Annotated in this window: 13 protein-coding genes; 9 read left to right on the top strand and 4 right to left on the bottom strand. The window is 68.3% G+C overall.

Translation table 11 applies throughout. The annotated features are described in order from the left end of the window. Window positions 1–145 precede the first annotated feature (145 nt). A complete protein-coding gene (locus PKD06_RS16195) occupies window positions 146–1,132 on the bottom strand; it encodes a formamidase (protein WP_324381883.1) in 987 nt (328 codons plus the stop codon). A 597-nt stretch (window positions 1,133–1,729) separates the two neighbouring features. On the opposite strand from PKD06_RS16195, the gene PKD06_RS16190 reads away from it, so the two are divergent. The 8 genes from PKD06_RS16190 (at window position 1,730) to PKD06_RS16155 (ending at window position 7,844) form a co-directional block, all read left to right on the top strand. Next, on the top strand, window positions 1,730–2,530 hold the full coding sequence (locus tag PKD06_RS16190) for a xanthine dehydrogenase family protein subunit M (protein WP_324381881.1): 801 nt from the start codon (window positions 1,730–1,732) through the stop codon (window positions 2,528–2,530). Between the two features lie 54 nt (window positions 2,531–2,584). Then, window positions 2,585–3,505, top strand: coding sequence for a MoxR family ATPase (locus PKD06_RS16185; protein ID WP_324381880.1), 921 nt, complete (start codon window positions 2,585–2,587; stop codon window positions 3,503–3,505). Then, window positions 3,502–4,698: a VWA domain-containing protein gene (locus PKD06_RS16180; RefSeq protein ID WP_324381878.1), complete on the top strand. Its 1,197-nt coding sequence runs from the start codon at window positions 3,502–3,504 to the stop codon at window positions 4,696–4,698. Before PKD06_RS16185 ends, PKD06_RS16180 begins: the two co-directional genes overlap by 4 nt. Next, entirely contained in the window at window positions 4,695–5,015 is a 321-nt protein-coding gene (locus tag PKD06_RS16175; protein ID WP_324381876.1) for a YnfA family protein, read from the top strand. Before PKD06_RS16180 ends, PKD06_RS16175 begins: the two co-directional genes overlap by 4 nt. A gap of 71 nt (window positions 5,016–5,086) precedes the next feature. Next, window positions 5,087–5,410, top strand: coding sequence for an XdhC family protein (locus PKD06_RS16170; RefSeq protein ID WP_324381873.1), 324 nt, complete (start codon window positions 5,087–5,089; stop codon window positions 5,408–5,410). A gap of 111 nt (window positions 5,411–5,521) precedes the next feature. Beyond that, entirely contained in the window at window positions 5,522–6,217 is a 696-nt protein-coding gene (locus PKD06_RS16165; RefSeq protein ID WP_324381871.1) for an XdhC family protein, read from the top strand. Continuing rightward, entirely contained in the window at window positions 6,214–7,230 is a 1,017-nt protein-coding gene (locus PKD06_RS16160; protein WP_324381869.1) for a molybdopterin-binding protein, read from the top strand. The genes PKD06_RS16165 and PKD06_RS16160 overlap by 4 nt, the downstream gene beginning before the upstream one ends. Continuing rightward, window positions 7,227–7,844 (top strand): nucleotidyltransferase family protein, encoded by a 618-nt coding sequence (locus PKD06_RS16155; protein ID WP_324381868.1) that lies wholly within the window; start codon window positions 7,227–7,229, stop codon window positions 7,842–7,844. The genes PKD06_RS16160 and PKD06_RS16155 overlap by 4 nt, the downstream gene beginning before the upstream one ends. Here PKD06_RS16155 and PKD06_RS16150 read toward each other — a convergent pair. Beyond that, entirely contained in the window at window positions 7,808–8,476 is a 669-nt protein-coding gene (locus PKD06_RS16150; protein WP_324381866.1) for a hemolysin III family protein, read from the bottom strand. The two genes, PKD06_RS16155 and PKD06_RS16150, sit on opposite strands and share 37 nt — an antisense overlap. A 141-nt stretch (window positions 8,477–8,617) precedes the next feature. On the opposite strand from PKD06_RS16150, the gene PKD06_RS16145 reads away from it, so the two are divergent. Further along, the gene (locus PKD06_RS16145; protein ID WP_324381864.1) at window positions 8,618–8,902 is read left to right on the top strand and encodes a hypothetical protein; all 285 of its coding nucleotides are present in this window, start codon (window positions 8,618–8,620) and stop codon (window positions 8,900–8,902) included. 100 nt (window positions 8,903–9,002) lie between these two features. Here the strand turns inward: PKD06_RS16145 and PKD06_RS16140 are convergent, their stop codons facing one another. Continuing rightward, window positions 9,003–11,396, bottom strand: coding sequence for a xanthine dehydrogenase family protein molybdopterin-binding subunit (locus PKD06_RS16140; RefSeq protein ID WP_324381862.1), 2,394 nt, complete (start codon window positions 11,394–11,396; stop codon window positions 9,003–9,005). Between the two features lie 79 nt (window positions 11,397–11,475). Then, a partial coding sequence (locus PKD06_RS16135) for a 2Fe-2S iron-sulfur cluster-binding protein (protein WP_324381860.1) occupies window positions 11,476–11,799 on the bottom strand: 324 nt, incomplete at its 5' end.

The raw sequence follows: 11,799 nt of genomic DNA, 5'->3' as shown, positions 1-11,799 counted from the left end.
TCGGCGGTGCAGCGTGGCTTGAGCACGCAGGTGTGGCAGGCGGTCAGGTTGCGATAGTGGTCGATCTCCTCCCGGCGGTCGGATCGAGCAAGTCCCTTCGTCATCCGAGGTCGCCGTTCGCCAAATCGACCTTTCGAGTCACGCTCTAAGCCGGTTTTCGCGGAGGAGAATAGCCCAAGGCGACGCCGTCCTTTATCTTGACTTCATCCTCCCAGGGAACGCGGTAGCGCCCTGCGACGAGATCCTGCATGTAGGTATACGGGCAATCGGTCGCGCCGCCCTCGACGGCCACGAAGCCTCTGTGGCCCAGCTGGTAGATATTGTTTTCCGCACCCCACGACCTGCGCGCCTCACGCACCAGATCCGGCCGGATCTCGGCGGTGACCAGTTCGTTTTCCTTGTTGCCGCCCTGACGGATCGGAACGCCGTCGAAGCCCACGACGATGGCCTCGCCCATGCCGCTGAAGGGTCCCGTGGCAGCGCATCCGCACACGCTCGCAGTATACATCAGGTTGCAGAAGGCATCGGACTGCGCGGTCAACTGCCATTGATGGCGCAGCGACGCGGAATAGCCGGCGATACGGATCAACAACTCCGCGCCCTTATAAGCGGCCTCCCGGGCACTTTCGGGAAACATGCCGTCATGGCAGACGATCACGGAAACCTTGCAGCCTTTCGGCCCCTCGCACACCGGAATCCCCAGATCTCCAGGTTCCCACGGCTCCCCCGGAACCCAGGGATGAAGCTTCCGGTAATGCAGACGGATCTGACCTTCGTCGTCGACGAGAATCGCCGAATTGTAGGGGTTTCCGTTCGGATTGCATTCCATCAGGGAGAAGCACGCCCATACGCCGGCCGAGCGGCAGGCTTGGCGCAGTATCTCGACCTGCGGACCGTCGATGGAGCATTGCAGGTCCGGATCCAGAGACTTCGACGCCCCATTGAGAGAATACTCCGGAAATATAATGAGGTCGATATTCGGGCGCCTTTCCTTCACCTGGCGCACGAAGGAGGCGAGCCTCTCGGCGGAAATGTTCAGATCATGCGGTTGTATGTTCTCGCCGCTGCGCAATTGCAACAAACCCAGAACGATTCCATGCTCAGATCCGTTCAACCCGCCCAGGCCATCCATCGACATCTCCCCGGATAGATGATCGCCAGCATCCAACACTTTGATATGATTGCGCCATCTCATTGACGTTGCCAGCAGAACACCAAATGGAAGGCGCGACAAGCTTCTCGGGAAGAAAATCGGCGCCTTCCCAGTTGCCGGAACTCCCGCGGCGAAGATCGGCCAACGTAGCCCTCCCCATGCACGCGGAGAGGAACCGCCCACGGTCAAACCGCGGATTGGTCCTCTCAAGTACCGAGCGAAATGTTGGGCCACTCCGGCCCGCGTGTCGTCGTCCTCGGGCAGTTCTCGGATGATCGCCGCAAGGTAAGTGCTGCAAGAACACAGGCAAGGCCGCAAGGTCTTTGCAGAGAGCGGAGGGGGCGGAGAGGGCTATGGCTCAACGCTCCCTGATTACACATCGAACGCCAAGCTCTTGCCACAGGGCCGCGGCTGTCAGGGCGCATCGGCGGGACCGATAGATGCCGTAAGCGACAACCTTGCCGTCTAGCACCACGGTCAGACTGTAGTAGACGTCCCAAGGATGGGGCATTGTGTACGGGGCGCCCATTGCGCTAGCCTTCTTGCTGCTGCGCCGGACCGGGGAGCCCCACCGCCATGTACGCCTTCGAGTATCTCAAGCCGAAGAGCCTCGCAGAAGCGGCGGCGATGCTGGCCGGGCGCCCGGAGAGCAGGGCGCTTTCCGGGGGCCATACCCTCATCCCGGCCATGAAGCTGCGCCTGACGGGGCCTTCCGCCCTCGTCGACCTGAACGGGCTGGACGAGTTGCGCGGCATCAGGGTCGAGGGCGACAGGCTCCTCGTCGGCGCCCTTTCGCGCCATCATCAGGTCGCGAATTCCGAGATCGTGCGGCAGGCTATTCCGACATTGGCCGAAATGGTCGGCACGATCGGCGATCCCGCCGTCCGCCATCGCGGCACGATCGGGGGATCGCTCGCCAACAACGATCCCTCGGCCGATTACGCGGCCGCCGCCATGGCGCTCGATGCGACCATCGTCACCAACGGCCGCAGGATCGCGGCCGACGATTATTTCCAGGGCCTCTTCTCCACGGCGCTGGAAGAGGGAGAGATCATCACCGCCGTCGAGTTCCCGATCCCCCGGAAGATGGGCTATGCGAAGTTCCGCAATCCGGCCTCGCGCTATGCGCTCTGCGCGGTCTGCGTCGCGCAGACGGCCGCGGGCGAGACGCGCGTTGCAGTCATCGGTGCGGGCGCCGACGGCGTCTTCCGGGCCAGGGAATTGGAAGAGGCGCTGGCGGCCGATTTCTCCGCCGCCGCTCTCGAGGGGAAGACCGTCCCGTCCGAGGACATGGCGTCGGATATTCACGCCGACCAGGATTATCGCGCCCATCTCGTGATCGTGATGGCGAAGCGGGCGGTCGCCGCGGCCGGATGAGCCGGCGGCGTGAGCCGGCTTGCCTCCGCCCGCGTTATCTGTGACCCCTCGGGGATGAGGTCCCTCCCCTCCTCCATCGACGAGACTCAGGCCCTGCTGGACGGCGCGGGCTACGTCCCGGACCGGGCGCTCGCCACCGTCCTTTTCCTGGCGCTGCGGCTCGGGCGCCCGCTGTTTCTCGAAGGCGAGGCGGGGGTCGGTAAAACGGAAATCGCCAAGGTCCTGTCGCGGGCGCTCGGGCGCCGGCTGATCCGCCTGCAATGCTACGAGGGACTCGACGTCGCCTCGGCCGTCTACGAATGGAACTACGCCGGCCAGATGATGGCGATCCGGCTGGCGGAGGCCGGCGGCGAAATCGACCGGGGCAGGCTCGAATCCGATCTCTTCTCCGAGCGCTATCTCGTGCGCCGCCCGCTCCTCGAGGCGCTCGAGCCGCAGGAGGGAGGCCCGCCGATCCTCCTGATCGACGAACTCGACCGCACGGACGAGGCTTTCGAGGCTTTCCTCCTGGAAATCCTGTCCGATTTCCAGGTGACCGTGCCTGAATTCGGCACCATCCGGGCCGAGGCGCCTCCGATCGTCGTCGTCACCTCGAACCGGACGCGCGAGATCCACGACGCCCTCAAGCGCCGCTGCCTCTATCACTGGGTCGGGTATCCCGATGCCGGGCGCGAATTGGCCATCCTCTCGCGCCGCGTCCCGGGCGCGGGGGAGCGGCTGGCCCGCGAGGTGGTGGGCTTCGTCCAGGCCATCCGCGACAGGGAATTGTTCAAGGCCCCCGGCGTCGCCGAGACGCTCGACTGGGCACAGGCGCTCGTCGAGCTGGACGCGGTCGCGCTCGATCCGTCCCTCGTCGCCGACACGCTCGGAGTGCTGCTGAAATACCAGGACGACATCGCGCGGATGCAGGGCTCGGAGGTCCGGCGGGTCCTCGACGAGGTCCGCGCGGGGATGAGCGCGGGCGAGGCCGCTTGAGCGGGCACCTCGCCGACAACGTCGCCCTGTTCGGCCGCGCCTTGCGGGCGGCCGGGATTCCGGTCGGGCCGGGCGCCATCGTCGATGCCGTGGGCGCAGTCGAGGCGGCGGGCATCCGCCGGCGCGAGGACCTGTACTGGACGCTGCACAGCGTTCTCGTGAGCCGCCGCGAGCAGATGCCGGTCTTCGATGCGGCCTTCCGCCTGTTCTGGCGCCGCCGCGGCTTCGTCGAGAAGCTGCTCGCCGAGATGTCGCCCCTCGCGCCGGGCGAGAAGGGGCGCGAGAAGCCGAAGCCCGGCGAGACGCGCGTGCTGGAGGCGATGCAGCCGCGCAAGGCAAGGCGGGAGGAGGAAACGGTCGAGCGTGAGGTTTCGGCGCGCCTCACGGCCTCCGACCGGGACGTCCTCAAGGAGCGCGATTTCGCCCAGATGACGGCGCAGGAGATCGCGCGGGCGCGGCGGGTCATCGAGGCGATGCGGCTGCCGGACGACGACCGCCCGACGCGCCGGCTGCGGCCCGATCCGCGCGGGCGCCTCGTCGATCTGCGCCGCAGCCTGCGCGGCTCCCTGCGGGGCGGGGGCGCCACGATCAACCTCGCCTTCCGCTCGCGGCACACGCGCCCGCCGCCCCTCGTCGCCATCGTCGACATCTCGGGCTCGATGGCGGAATATTCGCGCCTGTTCCTGCATTTCCTGCACACCCTGGCCGAGAAGCGGCGGCGGGTTCACGGCTTCGTCTTCGCCACCCGCCTCACCAATATCACGCGCGATCTCGCCCATCGCGACCCCGACGACGCCCTGGCCCGCGCCGCCGCGCGGGTGAAGGATTGGGAGGGCGGCACCCGCATCGCCTCCGCCTTGCGCGATTTCAACCGGCTCTGGTCGCGCCGCGTGCTCGGCCAGGGGGCCGTGGTGCTCCTGTTCACGGACGGGCTCGAGCGCGAGGCCGGCAGCGACCTCGCTTTCGAGATGGACAGGCTGCGCCGCTCCTGCGGGCGGCTCGTCTGGCTCAATCCGCTCCTGCGCTTCGGCGCCTTCGAGGCGCGGGCCGCCGGCATCCGGGCCATGCTGCCCCATGTCGACGAGTTCCGGCCGATCCATTCCCTCGCCTCGATGGAGGAGCTGGTACGGGCCCTGGGAACCTCCCGTCCGGACGGGGCCGATCCCGCGCGCTGGCTGCGGGCCGCCTCGTGACGGCGCTGACCTTCGTCACCGCGGCAGCCTGCGAGATCGCCGGATGCTTCGCGGTCTGGGCCGTGCTGCGGCTCGGCGCGCCGGGATGGTGGCTCGTGCCGGGCTCCGCGAGCCTCCTTCTCTTCGCCTATCTCCTGACGCTCGTGGACGCCCCGGCCGCGGGCCGCGTCTTCGCCGCCTATGGCGGCATCTATGTCGCGATGTCGCTGCTCTGGCTCTGGCTGGCAGAAGGATTCAGGCCCGACCGCTGGGATCTCCTCGGAGCCGCGCTCACGATCGCGGGCGCGGCCGTCATCATCTTCGGCCCGAGGGGGTGATCTGCGCCCGATCCCTTTCCCCTGCCTGTCCGCTTTGCTTATGTTCGAACCGGACTGGCTCGGAGATCGCGATGCTTTCCACCGATGGCGACATCCTGAAGGAGGCGGAAGCCTGGTGCCGGCAGGGGCGCGGCGTGGCCCTCGCCACGGTCGTCGAGACCTGGGGCTCGGCCCCGCGGCCCGTGGGAAGCCATCTCGTCATCGACCATGAGGGCAACTTCCTCGGCTCCGTCTCGGGCGGCTGCGTCGAGGGCGACGTGCTCGCCGAGGCGGCCGAGGCCATCGCGGACGGCAAGCCGCGCATGCTCGAATTCGGCGTGGCCGACGAGACGGCCTGGCGCGCGGGCCTCTCCTGCGGGGGCCGCATCAAGGTCTATGTCGAGAGGCTGGACTGACGATGCAGATGTCGCCGCCTCTTGCATGGCCGCCCGTCACTCACCCGATCCGGTCGCAACCCCTGTCGTTCCAGGGCGCCGTTCAGGCGCGTCTTTCGCAAGTCTCCTAGAATGGACCTCTCTCTCCTCTCCGACCTGAATGCCGAGCGCGAGGCGAGGCGCGCCGCAATCGTCGTCACGGAACTTGGGACGGGGGCCCAGCGCCTCGTGCGCGAAGCCGAGATCGGCGGTGATCCGCTCGCCGGGGAACTGGCCGAGCGGATCAGGACCGGCAGGAGCGGCACGATCGAGCGCGAAACCGGCCCCGTCTTCCTCAATGTCCATGTGCCGCCCGTGAAGCTCGTCGTGATCGGGGCGGTGCATGTCAGCCAGTCGCTGGCGCCCATGGCGCGCGAAATCGGGCTCGACGTCACGATCGTCGATCCGCGCACCGCCTTCGCGACGCCGGAGCGCTTCCCGGACGTCCCGGTGATCGCCGAGTGGCCGCAGGACGCCCTGCCGACGCTCGGGGGCCTCGACCGCTATACCGCCCTCGCCTGCCTGACCCACGATCCCAGGATCGACGATCAGGCTCTCCTGCCGGCTCTCCGGGCCGAGTGCTTCTATGTCGGTGCGCTCGGCTCGCGCCGGACGCATGCGAAGCGCGTCGAGCGCCTCGCGGGGGCGGGTCTTTCCCGGGAGGCCATCGCGCGAATCCACGCGCCGATCGGCCTCGATATCGGCGCCGTCACGCCCGCCGAGATCGCCGTCTCGATCCTGGCCGAGATCGTCGCCGAGCTTCGCCGCGAGCGGCGGCGGGCGCCATGACCTTCGGGGAGGTCCCGGTCGAGGAGGCGGTCGGCGCCCTGGCCGCTCACAGCGTCAAGGCCGGCGAGGCCGTGCTGAGGAAGGGGCAGGTCGTCACGCCCGACGCCGCCGGGCGGCTGCGCGCCGCCGGCATCCGCCGCCTCGTCGTCGCCCGCCTCGGACCCGACGACATGGGCGAGGACGAGGCCGCCGGCCGGCTGGCGCAAGCCCTCGCGGGATCGGGCGTGCGGGTCGAGAAACCCTTTACCGGCCGCTCCAATCTCTTCGCCGCGAGCGCCGGCATCCTCGTGATCGAGGCCGGCCGGATCGATGCGATCAACGCCATCGACGAGGCGATCACCGTCGCTACCTTGCCGGCCTTCAAGCCCGTGGTCGAGGGCGAGATGATCGGCACCGTGAAGATCATCCCCTACGGCGTCGGCCGGCCCCTGGTGGAGGCGGCGCTCGCGGCCTGCGGCCCGAGCATGTCCGTCGCGCCCTACCGGATCAGGGAGGTCGGAATCGTCTCGACCCTGACGCCCGGCTTCAAGCCTTCGCTGGTCGTGAAGACGGCCAATGTCTTCGCGCAGCGCCTCGCGCCGATGGGCGCGCGGATCGCCGCGCAGGCCGAATGTCCGCACGAAACGCGGGCACTGGCGGCGGCGATCCGGGCGCAGATCGACGAGGTCGATCTGCTGGTGGTCTTCGGGGCCTCCGCCATCGCCGACCGGCGGGACGTCATCCCGGCCGCGATCGGGGAGGCCGGGGGGCGCGTCGAGCATTTCGGCATGCCGGTCGATCCCGGCAACCTTCTTCTCGTCGGCGCGTTGGGCGGCAAGCCCGTCCTCGGCGCGCCCGGCTGCGCGCGCTCCCCGAAGGAAAACGGCTTCGACTGGGTGCTCGGCCGCCTCGTCGCGGGGCTCCCCGTGACGGGGCGGGACATCACGCGGCTCGGGGTCGGAGGGCTCCTGATGGAGATCGTCTCGCGTCCCCAGCCGCGGGCGGGCGGCGCGCCGCGGGAGGACGAATCGTGACGATCGCCGCCATCATCCTCGCCGCCGGGCGCGGAACCCGCTTCGGGCGCGAGCCGAAAATGCTCGCCGCCTTCGAGGGCAAGCCGCTCGTCACGCGCGTCGCCGAGGCGGCCCTGGAGAGCGAGGCGGAGCCGGTCATCGTCGTCGTCGGCCACGAGGCGCAGGCCGTCTCGGCGGCACTGGCGGGACTCCGCGTCACCATCGTCGAGAACGCGCATTACCGCGAGGGTCTCTCCACCTCGCTGAAGGCTGGTTTCGCGGCCCTGCCGGAAGAAGCCGAGGCGGCTGCCATCCTCCTCGGCGACATGCCGCAGATCGGAACCGCCCTCCTCGACTGGCTGCTGAAGGCATGGCGCTCCTCCGGCTTTCCCTCCGCGCTCGTCCCCACTTTCCAGGGCCGGCGCGGGCATCCGGCGATCCTGTCGAAGGATCTCGCCCCGGCCATCGCCCGCCTCACGGGGGATACGGGCGCGGGCAAGCTGCTGCGCCCCCTCGCCGACGTCGTCGAGATCGAGCGGGGCGACCCCGCCGTCTCGCGCGATGCCGACACGCCGCAGGAACTGGCGGCGCTCGCCGCTCAGGCCAGCACGATTCCGGTCAGGACGGCCGAGTAGAAGACCGCGCTCGCGACGAGCACGAAGAAATGCCAGACCGCGTTCTGGAAGCGCAGGCTGTTCCACACATGGAACACGACCCCGCCCGCATAGAGCAGGCCGCCGGTCAGCATAAGGGAGATGGTCGTGCCCGACAGGGCTCTCGCGATGGTTTCCCAGACGAGGCAACCGCTGAATCCGAGCAGGAGATAGGCCAGGATCGCCAGGCGATCGAAACGGCCCGGCAGCAGGATCTTCACCAGCGCCCCGCCTATCGCGACCACCCAGACGGCGATGAAGAGGGCGAAGGCCGGGCCCTCGCCGGCCATGCGCGTCATGAAAGGCGTATAGGTCGCAGCGATCAGGATAAAGATGGAGGCGTGGTCGAAGCGGCGCAGCCACCATTTGGTCCGGGAGACGGGCCAGAGATTATAGGCGGCCGATATGGACAGAAGCCCGACGAGGCCGGCCGCATAGACGAGGACGGCCACGACCTCGCCCGCCGTCAGGCGATAGGCGGCGAGCGCGAGCAGGACGCCCGCGCCCCCGATCGCGAGGACGAGGCCCAGGCCATGGATCACGCCGTCCGCGATCATCTCGGCGCGGCTGTAGCGCCAGGCCACATGAAACGGCTTGCCGTCGGCGTCGATCATGCCGGCGTCTCCAGCGGGAGCATGGCCAAGCTTAAGCGATGAATGTGACGCTTTGGAAGTGTCGCACCCAATCTCGGAAATGAACCGGACCGCCCGTTGCCGCATTGTCTCCAGGACAGGTTCTCGAATGGAGTTCGCAGGATGTTCAAGCTGGCATCGGCCGTCATCGGCGCTGGCGCGCTGGCGGTCGCTCTGGCCTCGCCGGCCGCGGCTTTCCGCGGAGGCGGAGGCGGCAATGGCGGGGATCGCGAGCCCGCGGGCGGTGCGTTCATGTCGAGCTATATCTATCCCGGCTCGACGGGCATCCAGGCTTACGGCCCGCCCCGCTCGGTGGATTTCCCGCGTGGCTATTCGCAGCCCTACGGCTACGCGCCCTATGGGTATGCGCCGCAATACCAGTATCGGTATTACTATCGGTATCGGTAATACGAAATCCGATAGATCGACTGGCCCGTTCTCTTACAAGCGTCATGGCCGGGACAAGTCCGGCCATGACGAAGAAGAAGAAGGAAAGGGGAGCGTGGCCCTATTCGGCGGCCAAGCGCATCCCCGCCTGCGCCGCCCGCCAGACGACGGCTGAAGTGGCCGGCATGGTGACGTTCTCGTGCCCCAGCGCGTCGGTGATCGCGTTGATCACGGCCGGCGGGGAGGCGATGGCGCCGGCCTCGCCGCATCCCTTCATGCCGAGGGGATTCGAGGGACATTCGGTCACCGTCATGCCGATGTCGAAGGGCGGGAAATCCAGCGCGCGCGGCATGCAGTAATCCATGAAGCTCGCCGTCACGAGCTGGCCGTCCTCGTCGTATCGGGCCCCTTCGAGGAGGGCCTGGCCGACGCCCTGGGCGATGCCGCCATGGACCTGCCCCTCGACGATCATCGGATTGATGACGTTGCCGAAATCGTCGACCGCGGTCCAGCGCTCGATGGTGGTCACGCCCGTCTCGGGGTCGATCTCCAGCTCGCAGATATGCACCCCGGCCGGGAAGGTGAAGTTCGTCGGGTCCCAGAAGGCCCCCTCCTTCAGCCCCGGCTCGAGATCCTGGCCCGAGAACTTGTGCGCGATATAGGCTTGCAGCGCCATCTCGCCGAAGGCGAGCGACTTGTCGGTCCCGGCCACCGAGAACCTGCCGTCCCTGAACTCGATATCGCCCTCGGCGGCCTCCATCACGTGGGCGGCGACCTTCCGGCCCTTGGCGATGATCTTCTCCAGCGCCTTGTGGATCGCCGACATGCCGACCGCGCCCGAGCGCGAGCCGTAGGTCCCCATGCCAAACTGCACCTTGTCGGTGTCGCCGTGGACGATCTTGACCGTCCCGATCGGCACGCCGAGCCGGTCCGAGACGAGCTGCGCGAAGGTCGTCTCGTGGCCCTGGCCGTGGCTGTGGGAGCCGGTCAGGACCTCGATGTCGCCGGTCGGGTTGACCCGCACCTCGGCCGATTCCCACAAGCCCACCCCGGCGCCGAGCGAGCCCACCGCCTGCGAGGGGGCGATGCCGCAAGCCTCGATATAGGCCGAGTAGCCGATGCCGCGCAGCCGCCCCCGGGCCCGGCTCTGCGCCTTGCGCGCCGCGAGCCCCTTCACGTCGTGAAGATCGAGCGCCTTGGCGAGCGCCGCGTGGTAATTGCCGGCATCGTAGGTCATGATGACCGGCGTCTGATGCGGGAAGCTGGTGACGAAGTTCCGGCGCCGGAACTCGACCGGGTCGATCCCGAGTTCCCGCGCCGCCACCTCGACCAGCCGCTCGACGACGAAGGTCGCCTCGGGCCGCCCCGCCCCGCGATAGGCGTCGACGGGCGCGGTGTTGGTGTAGACCGCATCCACCTCCGCATGGATGGCCGGGATCGCATACTGCCCCGAGAGCAAGGTCGCATAGAGGTAGGTCGGCACCGAGGAGGCGAAGGTCGAGAGATAGGCGCCGAGATTGGCAGTCGTATGCACCCTCAATGCCGTGATCCGGCCGTCCTTGTCGGTCGCAAGCTGCGCGCGGGTGACGTGGTCGCGGCCATGGGCGTCGCAGAGGAAGGCTTCGGTGCGCTCGCAGGCCCATTTCACCGGCCGCTTCAGCCGCCGGGCCGCCCACAGGCAGACCACCTCCTCGGCATAGACGAAGATCTTCGAGCCGAAGCCGCCGCCCACATCGGGCGCGACGACGCGCAGCTTGTGCTCCGGCGCCATGCCGACGAAGGCGGAGATGATCAGCCGGGCGACATGCGGGTTCTGGCTTGTCGTGTGGAGCGTGAACTGGTCGCTGCCGGGATCGTATTCGCCGATGGCCGCGCGAGGCTCCATGGGGTTCGGCACGAGGCGGTTGTTGACGAGGTCGAGCGTAGTGACATGGGCCGCCCGGTCGAAGGCGGCCTCGGTGGCCGCCCGGTCGCCCAGCTCCCATTCGAAGACGGTGTTGCGCCCGATGCCCTCGTGGACCTCGGGGGCGCCGTCGGCCCGGGCATTCGCGGTCTCGGTGACGCTCGGCAAGATCTCGTAATCGACGGAGATCAATTCGGCCGCGTCCTGGGCCTGGCGCAGCGTCTCGGCAATGACGACCGCGACATGGTCGCCGACATAGCGGACCCTGTCCTTGGCAAGGACCGGATGGGCCGCGGCCTTCATCGGCGAGCCGTCCTTCGAATGGATCATCCAGCCGCAGATGAGCCCGCCCAGATCCTCTTCCAGAAGGTCGTCCGAATCGGGTGCGAATTTTTTGATGTCCGCGCCGGTGAAGACCGCGACGACGCCCGGCGCCCGCTCGGCCTCGGCGATATCGATCGCCTGGAGGCGCGCATGCGCGTGCGGCGAGCGCAGGAAACAGGCATGGGCCTGTCCGGGGCGGCCGATATCGTCCGTGTAGCGGCCCTTGCCCGTGATGAAGCGCTTGTCCTCGAGGCGCGGCACGCGCGCGCCGATGCCGGTCTGATTCATGCCTTCCTCCCGCAATCCCGGGCCTGCCCGTGATCCCGGGCGAGCCAACGGGACCGGCCTGTGGCCGGAATGACGATCGCTATTCGGCCGCGACCCGGTGGGGCGCGCCCATGGCCCGCGCGCCGGCCGCGACCGATTTCACGATGTTGTGATAGCCCGTGCAGCGGCAGAGGTTGCCTTCCAGCTCCTGCCGGATGGTGTGGTCGTCGAGGTCGTTGCCGAGGCGATGCACCATGTCGACCGCGGTCATGATCATGCCCGGCGTGCAGAAGCCGCATTGCAGGCCGTGATGCTCGCGGAAGGCTTCCTGCATCGGATGCAGGGTAGAGCCGTTAGCGAGAGCTTCGATGGTCGTCACCATGGCGCCGTCGGCGCTCATGGCGAGCATGGTGCAGGACTTCAC

Source organism: Enterovirga sp. (genome assembly GCF_035325185.1).
Lineage (GTDB): Bacteria > Pseudomonadota > Alphaproteobacteria > Rhizobiales > Beijerinckiaceae > Enterovirga.
Note: the sequence above shows the minus strand (reverse complement) of the source record. Positions and strands in the feature narration are given on the sequence as shown.

Bases quoted from the DNA above. Each gene is read 5' to 3' on its own strand.
- PKD06_RS16185 (WP_324381880.1), top strand. From the start codon at position 2,585: ATGAGGTCCCTCCCCTCCTCCATCGACGAGACTCAGGCCCTGCTGGAC.
- PKD06_RS16170 (WP_324381873.1), top strand. From the start codon at position 5,087: ATGCTTTCCACCGATGGCGACATCCTGAAGGAGGCGGAAGCCTGGTGC.
- PKD06_RS16140 (WP_324381862.1), bottom strand. From the start codon at position 11,396: ATGAATCAGACCGGCATCGGCGCGCGCGTGCCGCGCCTCGAGGACAAG.
- PKD06_RS16190 (WP_324381881.1), top strand. From the start codon at position 1,730: ATGTACGCCTTCGAGTATCTCAAGCCGAAGAGCCTCGCAGAAGCGGCG.
- PKD06_RS16165 (WP_324381871.1), top strand. From the start codon at position 5,522: ATGGACCTCTCTCTCCTCTCCGACCTGAATGCCGAGCGCGAGGCGAGG.
- PKD06_RS16195 (WP_324381883.1), bottom strand. From the start codon at position 1,132: ATGGATGGCCTGGGCGGGTTGAACGGATCTGAGCATGGAATCGTTCTG.
- PKD06_RS16145 (WP_324381864.1), top strand. From the start codon at position 8,618: ATGTTCAAGCTGGCATCGGCCGTCATCGGCGCTGGCGCGCTGGCGGTC.
- PKD06_RS16150 (WP_324381866.1), bottom strand. From the start codon at position 8,476: ATGATCGACGCCGACGGCAAGCCGTTTCATGTGGCCTGGCGCTACAGC.
- PKD06_RS16160 (WP_324381869.1), top strand. From the start codon at position 6,214: ATGACCTTCGGGGAGGTCCCGGTCGAGGAGGCGGTCGGCGCCCTGGCC.